The sequence below is a fragment of the Hyphobacterium lacteum genome, assembly GCF_036330345.1.
Taxonomy (GTDB): domain Bacteria; phylum Pseudomonadota; class Alphaproteobacteria; order Caulobacterales; family Maricaulaceae; genus Hyphobacterium; species Hyphobacterium lacteum.
Window position 1 is genome coordinate 23732 of record NZ_JAZDRP010000006.1, and the last position, 15700, is coordinate 39431.

The window sequence follows — 15700 nt, forward strand, 5'->3', positions numbered from 1 at the left end:
TCATGGTCACCCAGCAAACAGCATGCCCGCGATCGCGGCACTCATCAAATTGGACAGGGAGCCTGCCAAAACGGCCCGCAAGCCAAAATGAGCGATCTGCCCCATGCGGTCAGGCAGCAGGCTGCCAAGACCGCCCAGCAGAATGCCGATCGAGCTGAGATTGGCAAAGCCGCACAGGGCGATCGTCAGGATGGCCTGGCTGCGGGGCGAGAATTCCTCAAGGCTGCCGGACAGCGTCAGATAAGCAACGAACTCGTTGATCACCAGCTTCTCGCCAACGATGGCTCCGGCCGCCTGGGCTTCAGTCACAGGAATGCTCAGGGCCATCATCAGCGGAGAGAAAATCATACCGAGCAGGCTCTGGATCGTGACACCGTCCACGCCGAACCATCCTGTCACCAGACCGATCAGGCCATTCACCAGGGCAATCAGTGAGACAAAGGCAATCAGCATGGCGCCGATGTTCAGGGCCAGCTGCAGGCCATCCTTGGCGCCAACGGCCGCCGCCATGACGACATTGGCGTGCCGCTCACGCGCCGCAGCAGGCTTGATCAGATCCTGCTTTTCGGCGCCATCACGGTCTTCCGGCATGATGATACTGGCCATCAGCAAACCGCCGGGGGCGGCCATGAAACTCGCTGCCAGCAGGTACTCGATACTGATCCCGATCTGGGCGTAGGCGGCCAGCACCGTCCCCGCTACGGAAGCCAGACCCGACGTCATAATGGCAAACAATTGCGCCTTGCTGATCCCCGTCAGATAGGGACGAACCACCAGAGGCGCTTCGGTCTGGCCAACAAAGATATTGGCCGCGGCATTCAGAGAGACGACACGCCCGCAGGCCAATGCCTTGTGAAGGACATAGCCGACAATACGCACGACCCATTGCATGATCCCGATGTGGTAGAGCACCGACATCAACGCCGAGAAGAAGATAACGACAGGCAATACGTTCAGCGCAAAGCTGAAGCCGATCGACTCCGAAACCAGAGGCCCGAACACCATCTGGATACCGGCCGCCGAGAAGGCCAGCAATTGCGTAATCCCGGCGGAAAGAGCTGAGAGAGCCGCGCGTCCTGCCGGCAGGAAAAGCACGAGGACGCCGATTGCCACCTGGAGAAGAAAAGCGCTGATGACAACGCGCAGACGGATGTGGCGGCGATTGGATGAGAAGGCCACCGCAATCGCCAGAAGCAGAAGCGCACCAAAGACCGCAATCAGGTTTTCACTCATGTCCGGAAACGCCTCCCCTCGCCCACGCCGATGAAAGGCGTTTCAGCAGAAAGGTTTATTGCCACGCAGAGCGCGCAAAGGCGATACCCTGTTGTGGCTCAGGCTGCGGGAGCGGCCGCATCTGCCGGCTTTTCAAGGCTTTCAAGCCAGTGCTTGCGGCACAGCGATACATAATCCGACTTGGCCACACCCACCTGCGCGCCTTCGGTCACAGCGTCGCCCGACGCGTCCCGGCGCAGATTCATGGTCGCTTTCCGTCCGCAATGACAGATCGTCCGCGCTTCACGCAAATCATCCGCGATGGCCAGAAGCTCGGCCGCGCCTTCAAACAGCTTTCCCTGGAAGTCGGTGCGCAGCCCGTAGCACAATACCGGCAGACCCAGCTCATCACCCACGCGCGCCAGCTGCCAGACCTGTTCACGGGTCAGGAATTGGGCCTCATCGATGAAAATTGCATCCAGTGCGCCAGCCGTCTTCTGCTCGGCAATCATGGCAAACATGTTGGTGCCGGCGCGGTAGATATGGGCCGGGGCGCGAAGTCCGATCCGCGATTCAATCTCACCCATTTCATCCTCGGGCGAAGCCGCGTGATGCCCCGACGTCCACAGCATCACGGCCATGCCGCGTTCACCGTAATTGTGCGCGGCCTGAAGCAGAATGGCCGACTTGCCGGCATTCATGGCGCTGAAGGTGAAATAGAGCTTGCTCATGGCTATCCGCTAGCGCGATTCCCTGCGCTGTCGAACGCGGTGCGCGCATTGCGGCGGCGGCCCTGCAGTCTTGACGGCAAGCGGGAGACACCTGACAGGATGCGATCATGACGACAGGCCATGAAAACGAGCATTTCGACGCGCTGGTAGTCGGCGCCGGTGCAGCCGGCCTGTTCTATGGCGCCCGCGCGGGCGAAAAAGGCTTGCGGGTTCTGGTCATCGACCATGCGAAGAAGCCTGCCGAGAAGGTGCGCATTTCCGGCGGCGGCAGGTGCAATTTTACCAATATTCACACCACGCCCGCCAATTTCCTGTCGGACAATCCGCACTTCGCCAAGTCGGCGCTGGCGCGGTACACGCCTCAGGATTTCATCGGCCGGCTGGAGCGCCACAATATTGGCTGGCATGAAAAGACGCTGGGCCAGCTTTTCTGTGATGAGCGCTCCGGCGCCATCATCGACATGCTGCTGGCCGAGTTGCGGGCGGCCGGCGGCACGCTGCGCCTCGAGACGACGGTCAGCAACATTGCCCTTACCGACAGCGGTTTCCAGATCATGACGAGTTCAGGTCCGGTCAGTGCCACCCGTCTGGTGATCGCCAGCGGCGGGCTTTCGATTCCCAAAATGGGCGCGACCGGTTTTGCCTATGATGTGGCCCGCCAGTTCGGTCATGCGGTGATCGAGCCGCGCCCGGCCCTGGTGCCCTTCGTTTTCGAGGGCCGGGCCAAGACCGACTTCGCGGAGATTTCCGGCGTCGCCTGCCCGGTTCGGGCCAGCAATGAGCGGGCCGCCTTTGACGAGGCCATGCTGTTTACCCATCGCGGGCTTTCCGGCCCCGCCATTTTGCAGATTTCGTCATACTGGGCCGAGCGCGAGACCATTACGATCGACCTTCTCGGCGGTCTCGATGCACCGGCCGCGCTGAAGGCTTTCAAGGCCGGCCATCCGAAAAAATCCCTCGTCAGCGCGCTGGAAACCCTGCTGCCGTCGCGGCTGGTGGCGATGCTGGCGGCGCGCGGCGACATACCGGACTGTCCCCGCCTGGCCGATCTGTCCCACGCTGCGATCGACGCGCTGGTCGACGGCCTGTCGCACTGGACGCTGAAGCCCGCCGGAACCGAGGGCTGGCGCACCGCCGAGGTCACAGCCGGCGGGGTCGATACGGCGGGATTATCCTCACAGACAATGCAGAGCAAAAGCGTGCCCGGCCTTTTCTTCATTGGCGAATGCGTCGATGTGACGGGCTGGCTGGGCGGGTATAACTTCCAGTGGGCCTGGGCCAGCGCTCACGCCGCCGCACAGGCCTGAGCACTCAGATCCGGCGCCGCGGCAGGCTCCGGTCATTGGCCACATCATCGCCGCCGCGCGTATTGCGGATATGGCTTTCGATCTTGCCGGCAATCCCTTCGGCGGTCTCGCTGCGCATGTCTCCGATGAGGGTATTGGAAAAACCGGAATCCTCCAGCAGGCCCGACGCCGCGGACCGGCGATAGCGCAGGATCGGACTGATCAGCGCCTCCTCGCCATAACCGGCGAGCACCGAAGACGCCGCCACCACCAGCACATCCTCGCGATGGCCCTGCTTCAGATAGGCATCCAGCACCCGGCTGATGGCCAGCGAATTCACCGAAGTAATGGAGCTGACGAATATCAGGCGCGCCGATTCAAATCCCAGCGGCAGGCGGCAATGCTCGGCCGCGGTCAGCAGGCGGACCTGCGGGTCGCGGAAGGGACGCGGCGGGGTGACCAGCTCGCGCGCGATCATGAACGCATCCTGGGCGTCTTCAGGAGCGTGCAGAATGATGATCGTCCGGTCGGTCAAATCGCCTTGCGTCCCTGTCTCCGCCCGTTTGTTCCTGCCCGCTCACCGGATTGGAGAGCCGGCCCTGCCTATTTCCGCCAATTCCTCTGGCGGCGCATCAGCGAGAGAATGCTCTCGCCATTATTCGGTGTCAGTTTCGCCAGTTCCAGCGCCAGCTTTTCCAGATCCCTCCGGCCCAGCCCGTTGGCATGGTAGAGGATTTCCGCCCAGGCAATTTCCAGCTCCGGAAACTCGCCCGGCGCAGACACCTGGAAGGCCGAAACCGGCACGGCGAGGATGGAAGCAATCTCTTCCAGCTCGCTGAAGCGCGGCTCGTCACCGCCATAGATTTCCTTGATCCGGGCCTCCCCGAACGCATGGATCAGGGCCAGCTCGGCCTCTGGTCCGCGATGGTGCACGACCAGCTTGATCATGCTGGCAATACGCTCCCCCGGCAGCTCGCGAAAACGATCCAACGCAGACATTCTAGAACTCCTCGGCCGTTTCCCACCCTGGCCAGTCCCTGATCTAAGCATCAGGCTTGCTGGAATAAAAGGGGTTTCTTCGATTCGAGGTTGCGCTTTCCGGCGACTCATGTTTGCGCCGCGTGGATAAGACTCCGGTTTTCCGGGTTTCGTCTCCTACTACTCCTACGACTATTGCGGTCGCTGCCGACGCGCTCACCTGCCGGATTGGCCTGTCTGTATTGGGGAATGCCGGCATGAACGGGGCTCCGGTGCGACTCCAATCCGTCTCCGGTTTTTATCGGAGTCTCCTACAATTTTTCCGACGGGCGCCGGCAGGCAGGAGGCAGGCAGAGAGATGGATCAGGCGCAAAGTCTAAGCGGGAAACACCGGGCGGGGATTGGCCACCGGCACACAAAACGGCTTGTCTGCAATTTGATCCTGTAGCACCAGTGGCGGAAGGGGAGACAAGCACGTGACAAAAACAACGCCTTTGCAGCCGGATCTGCCGCCACCGGGCGCACCGGATATCGAGATTGCCCGCGCCGCGAAAATGCGGCCCATACTGGGTCTGGCCGAGGAAAAACTGGGCATACCGCCCGAAGCGCTGGTGCCCTATGGCCATTACAAGGCCAAGGTCTCGCACGATTATATTGCCAGCCTGAAGGACAAGCCGCTGGGCAAGCTGGTGCTGGTGACGGCGGTCACGCCCACGCCGGCCGGCGAAGGCAAGACCACCACCAGTGTCGGCCTCAATGACGGGCTGAACCATATCGGGGCAAAATCCGTGGTCTGCCTGCGCGAACCCTCGCTTGGCCCCTGTTTCGGAATGAAGGGTGGCGCGGCCGGCGGTGGCCGGGCGCAAGTGGTGCCGATGGAGGATATCAACCTTCATTTCAACGGCGATTTCCACGCGATCACCGCCGCCCACAATCTGCTTTCGGCCATGGTGGACAACCATATCCACTGGGGCCATGAGCCGAAAATCGATCCGCGCCAGATCGTCTGGAAACGCGTGCTGGACATGAATGACCGGGCGCTGCGCGATATCGTCATCGGGCTGGGCGGGCCGGTCCATGGCGTACCGCGCCAGGACGGGTTCGACATCACCGTGGCATCGGAAGTCATGGCGATCTTCTGCCTCGCCAATGATCTGAAGGATTTGCAGGAACGGCTGGGCCGGATGATTGTCGGCTATACCTATGACAAGCAGCCGGTCACCGCCCGCGACGTCGGTGCCGACGGCGCCATGGCGGTTCTGTTGAAGGATGCGCTGCAGCCCAATCTGGTGCAATCCATCGAACACGCCCCGGCCTTCATCCATGGCGGGCCGTTCGGCAATATCGCCCATGGCTGCAATTCGGTGATGGCAACGCGCTCGGCCCTGGCGCTGAGCGATATCGTTGTTACCGAAGCCGGTTTCGGAGCCGATCTGGGGGCCGAGAAATTCTTCGACATCAAGTGCCGCCAGTCCGGATTGCGGCCCGATGCGGTAGTGCTGGTCTGCACCATCCGCGCCCTGAAAATGCAGGGCGGCGTGGCACGGGCCGATCTCGATGCCGAAAATGTCCAGGCGGTGAAGGATGGCGCGGTAAACCTGAAGCGCCACATCGCCAATCTGGAACAATTCGGTCTGAAGCCGATCGTCGCCATCAATCATTTCGTCAAGGACAGCGAGGCCGAAATCGAGGCCGTGCGGGCCATCTGCAAGGCCAGGGGCGTGAAGGTCGAGCTGTCGCGTCACTGGGAGATGGGTGGCGAAGGCGCCGCCGATCTGGCCCGCGCCGTGGTCGATGAGCTGGAGACCGGCTCGCCGAAGGTCGAACTGCTCTATCCCGATGATATCAGCCTCGCTGACAAGATCCTGACGGTCGCGCAGAAGGTCTACCGCGCGCACGACATCCATCTCAGCGCCAAGGCCAGGCGTTCGCTCGAACAATTCGAGGAGATGGGTTACGGGCACTTGCCGGTCTGCATCGCCAAGACCCAGTACAGCTTCTCGGCCGATGCCAAGCAGATGGGGGCGCCGACGGGCCATTTCCTGCCGGTGCGGGAGGCCCGGCTGTCAGCCGGTGCCGGTTTCATCGTGGCGATCTGCGGGGACATCATGACCATGCCGGGCCTGCCCCGGAAGCCGGCAGCGCTCGACATTCATCTCGACGAAAACGGACTGATCCAGAACCTGTCCTAGGTGGACGCGCCCAGGCTCAGCGCGGCATCGCGGACCACCGGGTCCAGACGGTCAGGGTCCCGCTGGACAAGATCCGCCAGGGCGGCACGCATGCGCTGTTCCCAGAAGCTGCGGATATGACCGGCCACGCCGGCGACCGCCTCGTCCCGGCCATAAGGCTGGAAAAAGGCGGCGATCTGATTGGTCATCCTGACGATGTCCTCGTCACGCATTGTCATCTCCCCTGGCGAACCATACCACGCCGCCGCCATCGCCCCGGCAGGCCAGCGGCAGGCCGGCCGCCCCGGCCAGGTCAATCGCCATGCCGGTGGGCGCCGACAAGGTCGCCAGAACGCCCGCGCTTGTCATCGAAGCCTTGGCCACCAGTTCGAAACTGCAGCGGCTGGTCATCACAATGAAGCCGTCCTCTCCCAGCCGGTTGGACCGGAGCAGGGCTCCGGCCAGCTTGTCGAGCGCATTATGGCGTCCGACATCCTCGCGCACCAACACGATCTCTCCTGCCGGCGAGCACCAGGCCGCCGCATGCACAGTGCGCGTGGCGGCGTTCAGAGCCTGATGCGGTGGCAGCGCCTCGAACGCCGTTTCGATCGCCTGACCGGTGATGCGCGCCCGCCCGTCCAGGCCCGGCGGCCGGCGCAGGGCCTCAGCCAGGGTCTCGACCCCGCACAGCCCGCATCCCGTCACGCCGTCCAGATTCCGCTTGCGTAATCCGCCGGATGGCAACTTATCCGGATCAAGACCGATATCCGCGCTCCAGCCTTCCGGCCAGCGCCGGAGCGAAACCGCCGGCAAATCCGCTCCCGGCGTGATCAGGCCTTCCGTGTAGGCGAGACCGAGGGCGAGATCCTCCAGCTCCAGCGGACTGGCCATCATCACCGTCCAGGGCTGCCCCCGGAAACCGATCTCCACAGCGGCTTCCTCGGCAATGCCCCAGCCGGCCGGTCCGGCCCGCCATCCTGCCTGCTGATCCCTATTCGGCGGCATCGATGCGCACGGATTTCTGCTGCCGCTCGCGGCGCTTGCGGCTCCAGGCAGACGGCATGTTGGAGGGGGCCACCTCGACCGCCGTGACCTTGTATTCGGGGCAGTTCGTGGCCCAGTCGGAATTCTCGGTCGTCACCACATTGGCGCCGGTTTCGGGGTGGTGGAATGTTGTGTAGACGACACCGGGCGGCACCCGGTCGCTGATCCGCGCATGCAGGGTCGTCGAGCCCTTGCGGCTGGACAGGGCCACCAGATCGCCATCACGGACGCCGCGCATCTCGGCATCGGAGGCATGGATTTCCAGCACGTCCTCATCATGCCAGCGCGAATTCTGCGTGCGCCGCGTCTGCGCTCCGACATTGTATTGCGACAGGATCCGCCCCGTCGTCAGCAAGAGCGGGAAGGACCGGCTGGAACGCTCCTCGGTGGGCACATAGGCCGTCAGCATGAATTGCCCCTCCCCGCGGACAAATGCGTCCCTGTGCATGACCGGCGTGCCATCCGGGGCCGCTTCATTGCAAGGCCATTGCAGCGAGCCCTCACGGTCGAGGCGGTCAAAGCTGACGCCGGCAAAACTCGGCGTCGTTGCAGCAATCTCGTCCATGATCGCCGCCGCATCCGGATAGGACATGTCATAGCCCATCGCCGTTGCGAGCCGGCAAACCGTCTCCCATTCCGACAGGCCCTGAAGCGGCGGTTTTACCGGGCGGACGCGGTTGATACGCCGTTCGGCATTGGTGAAGGTGCCATCCTTTTCCAGGAAGGATGTGCCCGGCAGGAAGACATGGGCGAAGGCGGCGGTCTCGTTCAGGAAAAGGTCCTGCACGACGACGCAATCCATGGCCTGCAAGGCCGCATCGACATTCTCGGTGTCGGGATCGGACTGCGCCAGATCCTCGCCCTGGATGAACATCCCCCTGAACGTCCCATCCAGCGCCGCCGAGAACATGTTGGGTATCCGCAGGCCCGGCTCTTTTTCCAGGGTCACGCCCCAGAGCTTCTCGAAGCTGGCGCGCGTCTCGGTATCCGAGATATGCCGGTAACCCGGCAGCTCGTGCGGGAACGACCCCATATCGCACGAGCCCTGCACATTATTCTGGCCGCGCAGCGGGTTCACGCCCACGCCTTCACGCCCGATATTGCCAGTCGCCATGGCCAGATTGGCCAGCCCCATCACCATGGACGAGCCCTGCGAATGCTCGGTCACGCCCAGCCCGTAATAGATCGCGCCATTCCCCCCGGTGGCATACAGCCGGGCGGCTTCGCGGACGGTTTGGGCCGGTACGCCACTATCGGCTTCGAGCGCCTCGGGTGAATTGGCGGGATCTGCAATAAACGCCTTCCACCGCTCGAAAGACACCGTATCGCAGCGGTCCGCGACAAACGCCTCGTCCACAAGCCCTTCGGTGACGATGACATGCGCCATGGCATTGACCACGGCGACATTGGTGCCCGGGCGCAATTGCAGATGATGGGCCGCCTCGATATGCGGCGAGCGGACCAGGTCGATCCGCCGCGGATCGATGACAATCAGCTTTGCGCCCTCGCGCAGCCGCCGTTTCATCCGCGAGGCGAAGACCGGATGCGCGTCCGTCGGGTTGGCGCCGCACACCAGGATCACGTCAGCACTGCCGACCGATTTGAAATCCTGGGTGCCTGCCGAGGTTCCGAATGTCTGCTTCAGGCCATAGCCCGTCGGCGAGTGACAGACCCGCGCGCAGGTATCGACATTATTGTTGGCAAAGGCCGCCCGCACCATTTTCTGGACAACGAAGACCTCTTCATTGGTACAGCGCGAGGAGGTCACACCGCCAATGGCGCCCTTGCCATACTGCTCCTGTATGATCTTGAACCTGTCGGCGGCAAAGCCGATGGCCTCATCCCAGCTGACCTCCCGCCAGGGCTGGTCGGTGCTCTCGCGGATCATCGGAGACAGGATGCGGTCGCGGTGGGTGGCATAGCCCCAGGCAAAGCGGCCCTTCACGCAGGAATGGCCTTCATTGGCACCGCCATTCTTGTGGGGCGTCATGCGGACGACTTCGCCGCCCTTCATCTCGGCTTCAAAGGAACAGCCCACACCGCAATAGGCGCAGGTCGTGATCACCGAATGATCGGGCTGGCCGTGATCGATAATCGTTTTCTCGGTCAACGTGGCGGTGGGGCAGGCCTGCACACAGGCCCCGCAGGACACGCATTCGGACTCGAAAAAGCCCTCATCCGCCCCGGCCGCGATAACGCTGGCAAATCCCCGTCCATCAACCGTCAGCGCCAGCGTGCCCTGCACCTCGTCACAAGCGCGGACACAGCGCGAACAGACAATGCATTTCGATCCATCGAAGGTGAAATAGGGGTTGGTCTCGTCCTTGCCGCGGGACAAATGGTTTTCGCCTTCATAGCCATAGCGCACCTCGCGCAGACCGACCTGGCCGGCCCGGTCCTGGAGCTCGCAATCGCCATTGGCCGCACAGGTCAGGCAATCCAGCGGGTGATCGGAGATATACAGCTCCATCACACCGCGGCGCAGCTTCTCCAGGCGTGGCGACTGCGTGGTGACGGCCATGCCGTCTTCCACCGGCGTGGTACACGAGGCCGGCGTGCCCTTGCGGCCCTCGATTTCCACCAGGCAGAGCCGGCAGGAGCCGAACGCCTTGAGGGAATCCGTCGCGCACAGCTTGGGAATTTCGGTGCCGGCGATCGCGGCCGCGCGCATCACCGAGCTGCCGGCCTCCACCTCCACCGGCTGGCCATCAATGGTCAGCGTGACTGTCTCACCGCTGGCCGCGGGTGCGGGCGTGCCAAGGTCGGACCTGCCGGATACGGTCATTCCGCTGCCTCCTTGCTGGCCTGGCCGGGGAAATCCTCGGGAAAATGTTCAATCGCGCTCATCACCGGCATGGGTGTCAGCCCGCCCATCGCGCACAGCGAGCCATCCCGCATCAGCTCGGCCAGATCCCCGATGATCTCCAGATTGGCCTCGACATTCTCGCCGCGGCGGATTTTCGCCATCGTCTCCGCCCCCCGCACCGCGCCGATCCGGCACGGCGTGCATTTGCCGCAGGATTCCTCGGCGCAGAATTCAAAAGCGAACTCCGCCATTTTCGCCATGTCGACCTGATCGTCGAAAACCGTCAGACCGCCATGGCCCAGCATGGCGCCGATATCGGCGAGGGCCTCATAACTCATCGGCGTATCGAACTGGTGCGCAGGAATATAGGCGCCCAGCGGCCCGCCCGCCTGGACGGCCCGGACCGGACGTCCGCTCAGCGTGCCGCCGCCGAAATCCTCGATCAATTCCCGCAAGGTGACGCCGAAGGCGAGTTCCACCAGCCCGCCCTGCCGGATATTTCCCGCCAGCTGGAATGGCTGCGTGCCGGCCGACCGGCCCAGCCCGATTGCCTTGTATCCGTCGGCTCCGGGCTCGCCGGACAGGATCATCGGCACACTGGCCAGTGTCAGCACATTATTGACCACGGTGGGCTCGCCGAACAGGCCAGACAGGGCGGGGATGGGCGGTTTCGCGCGGACCTCGCCGCGCTTGCCTTCCAGCGAGTTCAGCATCGAGCTTTCCTCGCCGCAAATATAGGCCCCGGCCCCGCGCCGCAAAATGATATCGAAATCCCGTCCGGACCCGAGAATATCCGTCCCGAGGAAGCCCCCGGCGCGCGCGATTGCGATCGCCTCGCGCATCACCGAAATGGCATCGGGATATTCCGACCGGATATAGATGAAGCCCTGCGTCGAGCCGGTCGCAAAACCGGCCAGGATCATGCCCTCGATCACGGTGAAGGGGTCGCCTTCCATGATCATCCGGTCGGCGAAGGCCCCGCTATCGCCTTCATCGGCATTGCAGCAGACATATTTCTGCGCGCCATCGGCCTCGAGCACCGTGGTCCACTTGATACCAGCCGGAAAACCCGCCCCGCCCCGTCCGCGCAATCCGGACCGGGTGACCTCCTCGCAAATCGCCTCGGGCGTCATTTTCGCCGCCCGCTCCAGGCCCGCCCAGCCGCCATGCGCGGCATAATCTTCAGGATCCAGCGGATCGATGACACCGCAGCGCCGGAAGGTGACGCGCTGCTGGCGCTTGAGAAACCCGATCTCCCCGACGGGGCCAAGGCAAAGCGCATGCCCGCCGCCCTCGTCCAGAATGCCCGCAGCATCTTCGGGCGATACCGGCCCGTAGCCGATCCGCTGACCGCCCGTTGCAATCTCCACCAGCGGTTCCAGCCAGAACAGGCCGCGCGACCCGTTGCGCCGGATCGTCACTTCAAGACCGCGCGCCTCGGCTTCACGGGCAAACGCTTCCGCCACGGCGTCAGCGCCCACAGACCGCGCCGCCGCATCGCGGGGCACCCAGATAATGATCCGGTCAGTCATGCTCACCGCCTTCCAGCGCCGCCATGATCGCATCAACACTCGCCCGGCCGATCAGACGCTCATCCACCATGGCGGCAGGCGCCAGCGCGCAATTGCCGAGGCAATAAACCGGCTCCAGCCAGATTTCGCCCGGCATACCTGTCCCGCCGAGCTTCACCTCAAGCGCCGCTTCTGCCGCAGCTTTCAGGGCATCACTGCCCACAGCCTGACAGGCTTCTGCCTGGCACAGCTTCACACAGCGCCGCCCTTTCGGTTCGGCCGACAGGTCGGAATAGAATGACCGCGCGCCATGAACTTCGGCGCGCGACAGGTTCAGACGTCCGGCGATCTGCGCGGCGTGCGCATCCGAGACACAGCCGAACTCGGCCTGAACATCGATCAGGATCTCGACCAGCGCATCGGGCCGGGCATTATAACGGCTACAGATCTGGCCGATACGCGTTGCGCCGCCGGTGTCTGTCTCGCCGTATGCCATGAAATCCTCCTTGCGCCACAAAACCTAAAGGAGCCCTGCGGGAAAGGGAATGCGCAAGAGTGCAGCGCGTTGATTGCCCTGCCCGGCAAACTCGCAGCGGACACGCCAACGCCTTGCGTGACCACAGAATAGCGCTGTCCCGATTGCCAAGCGCCGCGCACCGGATCACACTCGCCCGCGCGAGCAGGGGAGGCTGGCCATGTCGACATTCACAATCGGGAACCCGGTCTTCGTGACCTATATGATCGCCGCGGCCCTCATGGTGCTGAAGATCATGGGTCAGGGCTGGATGACGGTTTACCGCATGCTGAAAAGCGATTCCGGCCTCGCCAGTCCGGAGGATTTGCAGCCCGGCCTGATCAACAGGAATCCCCGGCCCGAACAGCTGGAGCTGAACGATTATGTCGACCGCTCGCGGCGCATGCACCGCAATGATCTGGAAAACATCCCGGCCTTTCTGGCGATCGGCCTGGTGTTTGTGGCCATCAGCCCGCCGCTGATCGCCGCCCAGATCCTGATGTATGGCTTTGTCATCGCCCGGCTGATCCACGCCGTGGTTTACGCGACCGGCCAGCCGCACGAAGTGCGCGCCACTTTCTACACGATCGGCTCGGTGATCGTGATCGTCATGGCGGTCTGGGTGCTGGTGGCCGGGATCGGCCTGGCGATCTAGGCAGCGGGAAGAACGCGCAACTCCCGGCTTCACGGCGCGGCCGCAAGCTTCTACGGTGAGGACTGTGTTCAAGCGCGTGGGGTGGCCGGGCAGATGCGGGAGAAGGGTTCTGGTTTTCAGCTCAGCCTGACGGCAACGGTCTGGCTGATCGCCGCCATTCTGGCCATCACCGCCGTCATTGCCAGCTATCTGCTCTATGCCGACCTTCGCCAGCAACGCATCCTGCTGGATGAAGTGCGTTCGATCGAACGGCTCCGCACGGCCCTGTCAGAACTGAATGGCGATCTTCAATTGCTGGAAGAAGTAATCGCGGAGGGGCCCGGCGCGGCCGAATCCATTGCCGGCACCCGGCAGGAAATCGCCGACATTGAAGCGCTCTGGCAGCAATCCGGACAGCCCGCAGACCAGATCGCTCCGCTGATCGCTCTGGCGGAAACCCGGATCGAAGAGGCGCTGGCCGGCAATGAAGACAAGACACCTCACATCGCCTTCCAGACCGAGGCCTTGCGGATTTCCAGCGTTCTCACCGCGCTGTCTGATCCCCGGCAGTCCGAAGAACGCAATGCCATGGCCCGCTGGCGCTTCATTGCCGGCAGCCTGGTCATCTTCATGGCGCTGGCGCTTGGCCTGGCCATTCTTGCACTGCGGCGGGCGCTGAGATCGCACAAGCAGATGCTTGAGCAGGCCGAGGAGCAGACCCAGCGCCTGACCGCCATGTTTAATGGCTCCGGCGATGGCATGCTGTCGCTGGATATTGATGGGCGCATCCTCGACATGAACCGCTCGGCCAAGACCATGCTGGGCGCCGGACCCAAAGTTTACAAGGGCAAGCCCCTCAATGAGATCGTCAAGCTGGACGCGTTCTCCGGCCCCTCATTCCGCGACATGGCGGCGCGGCTGCGGGCACGGGACGAGGCGGTCTATGAAACCGAAGCCAACCGGCGAAATGGCACCACTTTCCGGGCCGGGCTGACGCTGGGCGTCTATTATATCGGCGGCCAGCTGCACTATATCGCCACGCTGCGCGACATCACGCGGCGTAAAATGCTGGAGGAAGCCAAGAACGCCTTCGTCTCGACGGTCAGCCATGAATTGAGGACACCACTGACCGCCATCGCCGGCTCGCTCGACCTGCTCCGCGTGCAAACCGAGAAGGAAAAGAGCTCCGACCAGACCAAGCGCCTGCTCCAGATCGCGCAGTCGAATTCCCGGCGGCTGATCAACCTGATCAATGACATCCTCGATATCGAGAAGCTGGAATCGGGCCGCGCGGCCATGGACCTGGAGGATGTCTCCCTGCGCGAACTGGCGCGGGAGGCGATCGAGGCCAACACCTCCCTCGGTGCCTCGCGAAACGTCTCCCTGAAGCTGGAAGCGGGCAGTGACGTCATGGTCCGGGCCGACAAGGACCGGCTCATGCAGATCGCGACAAACTTCATTTCCAATGCCATCAAGTTCTCGCCCGACAAGGGCTGCGTGACACTGCTGGTCCGGCGCATTGGCACGATGGGCGAGCTCGCGGTGAGCGATGAAGGCCCCGGGGTTCCGGCCGAATTCCGGCCGCACCTGTTCGAGAAATTCTCCCAGGCCGACGATGCGCGGATCAAGGGGCAGGGCTCGACTGGCCTGGGCCTCGCGATCTCACGCGAGATCGCCGAACAGCTGGATGGCGAGGTCCGCTACCTTCCGGCGGAAGGCGGCGGCGCCATGTTCGCAGTCCGCCTGCCCTCGACCCGCATCACCCAGGCCGCGCCGGAAAAGGCGAGCAACAAGCCGCGGATTCTCCACTTTGATCCGGACCGCGATACGCTGCGCGTGGTCGCCGACGCCTTCGGCACGTCCGCGCAATTGCTCTCCGTCAGTTCGCTGGCCGAACTGTCGGAGGCGGCCGAAGAGTTCGCGCCGGACCTGGTCATTGTCGACCCGTCCCTGCGTGCCAAACTGGTCCGGAGCGAGCTGGAGCGGATCATGGACAATAACGGAAGTTTGCCGCTGATTGCCTTCACCAGCCTGGACCGGGAAGCCCTGCCCGACATTCCCTTCGATGCCCATCTGGTGAAATCCCGTACGCCCGTTACCGGTCTGGTGACACTCACCCACCAATTCCTGAACCCCGAAATGGCCGAAACATGAGCCTGTCCCTCGCCTATATCGATGACGAGCCCGACCTGCGCGAACTGGTGGCGATGACCTTCGATCTCGATGGCCGCATCAGTCTTGCCTGTTTTGCCTCGGGCAAGGAGGCCGTTGAAGCCTTTGAAAATGGCGGCCTGACAGTCGACGCCATCCTGCTGGATGTGATGATGCCCGGAATGGATGGCGTCGAGACCGCCGCCCGGTTGGCAGAGCTTGATGCCACCCGGAATGTGCCGGTGATCTTCTTCACCGCCCATGTCCGCGAGGAGGAACATGAGCGGCTGCGCAAGGCCGGAGCAGCCGGCATTCTGGCGAAGCCCTTCGACGTCATGACCCTGGCCGACCAGGTCATGGCCATTCTGGATCAGGGATCGGAATGAACGAGTATTACAACCAGCGCTATGAGGGCCTGCGCGAACAATTCCGCGCCCGGTGCCGGTCGGATGCAGACCAGCTGGAAGCCTGCCTGGTGGAAGGCGGCGATCTCGAGACCGCGGAAATGCTGTTGCACCGTCTGGCCGGTGCGGGCGCGACCTTCGGCTATCCGGAGGTATCAGCCATGGCGAAAGGCCTGGAGAACCGGTTGATGGATGGCGGGCAGATAGCGGCGGCGGAACGTGCAGGCCTGCTGGCGCTTCTGCGCGGCCTTACCTGAC

General features: G+C 63.4%; 15 protein-coding genes. 6 read left to right on the plus strand and 9 right to left on the minus strand.

Features of this window, described 5'->3' with window-relative positions; all coding sequences use genetic code 11:
* Positions 1–6 precede the first annotated feature (6 nt).
* Positions 7–1233 (minus strand): NupC/NupG family nucleoside CNT transporter, encoded by a 1227-nt coding sequence (locus V0U79_RS10465; RefSeq protein ID WP_330199458.1) that lies wholly within the window; start codon positions 1231–1233, stop codon positions 7–9.
* Between the two features lie 98 nt (positions 1234–1331).
* Positions 1332–1943, minus strand: a complete 612-nt coding sequence (locus V0U79_RS10470; protein ID WP_330199459.1) for a thymidine kinase — start codon at positions 1941–1943, stop codon at positions 1332–1334.
* 107 nt (positions 1944–2050) lie between these two features.
* On the opposite strand from V0U79_RS10470, the gene V0U79_RS10475 reads away from it, so the two are divergent.
* Positions 2051–3250, plus strand: a complete 1200-nt coding sequence (locus V0U79_RS10475; RefSeq protein WP_330199460.1) for a BaiN/RdsA family NAD(P)/FAD-dependent oxidoreductase — start codon at positions 2051–2053, stop codon at positions 3248–3250.
* 4 nt (positions 3251–3254) lie between these two features.
* Here V0U79_RS10475 and V0U79_RS10480 read toward each other — a convergent pair whose 3' ends face one another.
* Both V0U79_RS10480 and V0U79_RS10485 read right to left on the minus strand, forming a co-directional pair.
* Entirely contained in the window at positions 3255–3764 is a 510-nt protein-coding gene (locus V0U79_RS10480) for a hypothetical protein (RefSeq protein ID WP_330199461.1), read from the minus strand.
* Between the two features lie 68 nt (positions 3765–3832).
* Positions 3833–4228 carry a hypothetical protein gene (locus tag V0U79_RS10485; RefSeq protein WP_330199462.1) on the minus strand — a complete coding sequence of 132 codons (396 nt, stop codon included), beginning with the start codon at positions 4226–4228 and terminating at the stop codon, positions 3833–3835.
* 455 nt (positions 4229–4683) lie between these two features.
* On the opposite strand from V0U79_RS10485, the gene V0U79_RS10490 reads away from it, so the two are divergent.
* A complete protein-coding gene (locus V0U79_RS10490; protein WP_330199463.1) occupies positions 4684–6399 on the plus strand; it encodes a formate--tetrahydrofolate ligase in 1716 nt (571 codons plus the stop codon).
* Here V0U79_RS10490 and V0U79_RS10495 read toward each other — a convergent pair.
* Genes V0U79_RS10495 through V0U79_RS10515 form a run of 5 tightly spaced genes read right to left on the minus strand, consistent with a single transcriptional unit; the run spans position 6396 to position 12235 of the window.
* Complete coding sequence (locus V0U79_RS10495; protein WP_330199464.1) at positions 6396–6611, minus strand: formate dehydrogenase subunit delta; 216 nt, start codon at positions 6609–6611, stop codon at positions 6396–6398. The genes V0U79_RS10490 and V0U79_RS10495 overlap by 4 nt on opposite strands.
* Positions 6604–7383 carry a formate dehydrogenase accessory sulfurtransferase FdhD gene (locus V0U79_RS10500; protein WP_330199465.1) on the minus strand — a complete coding sequence of 260 codons (780 nt, stop codon included), beginning with the start codon at positions 7381–7383 and terminating at the stop codon, positions 6604–6606. The genes V0U79_RS10495 and V0U79_RS10500 overlap by 8 nt, the downstream gene beginning before the upstream one ends.
* The gene (gene fdhF, locus V0U79_RS10505; RefSeq protein ID WP_330199466.1) at positions 7370–10207 is read right to left on the minus strand and encodes a formate dehydrogenase subunit alpha; all 2838 of its coding nucleotides are present in this window, start codon (positions 10205–10207) and stop codon (positions 7370–7372) included. The genes V0U79_RS10500 and fdhF overlap by 14 nt, the downstream gene beginning before the upstream one ends.
* Positions 10204–11760, minus strand: a complete 1557-nt coding sequence (locus V0U79_RS10510; RefSeq protein ID WP_330199467.1) for a formate dehydrogenase beta subunit — start codon at positions 11758–11760, stop codon at positions 10204–10206. Before V0U79_RS10510 ends, fdhF begins: the two co-directional genes overlap by 4 nt.
* Positions 11753–12235: an NAD(P)H-dependent oxidoreductase subunit E gene (locus V0U79_RS10515; RefSeq protein ID WP_330199468.1), complete on the minus strand. Its 483-nt coding sequence runs from the start codon at positions 12233–12235 to the stop codon at positions 11753–11755. The genes V0U79_RS10510 and V0U79_RS10515 overlap by 8 nt, the downstream gene beginning before the upstream one ends.
* Positions 12236–12434: 199 nt before the next feature.
* Between V0U79_RS10515 and V0U79_RS10520 the strand changes: the two genes are divergently transcribed.
* The 4 genes from V0U79_RS10520 to V0U79_RS10535 all read left to right on the plus strand — a co-directional run bounded on the left by V0U79_RS10520 (position 12435) and on the right by V0U79_RS10535 (position 15699).
* A complete protein-coding gene (locus V0U79_RS10520) occupies positions 12435–12908 on the plus strand; it encodes an MAPEG family protein (RefSeq protein WP_330199469.1) in 474 nt (157 codons plus the stop codon).
* A gap of 93 nt (positions 12909–13001) precedes the next feature.
* Entirely contained in the window at positions 13002–15041 is a 2040-nt protein-coding gene (locus V0U79_RS10525; protein WP_330199470.1) for an ATP-binding response regulator, read from the plus strand.
* Positions 15038–15424, plus strand: a complete 387-nt coding sequence (locus tag V0U79_RS10530) for a response regulator (protein WP_330199471.1) — start codon at positions 15038–15040, stop codon at positions 15422–15424. The genes V0U79_RS10525 and V0U79_RS10530 overlap by 4 nt, the downstream gene beginning before the upstream one ends.
* Entirely contained in the window at positions 15421–15699 is a 279-nt protein-coding gene (locus tag V0U79_RS10535) for an Hpt domain-containing protein (RefSeq protein ID WP_330199472.1), read from the plus strand. Before V0U79_RS10530 ends, V0U79_RS10535 begins: the two co-directional genes overlap by 4 nt.
* Position 15700: the final 1 nt, after the last annotated feature.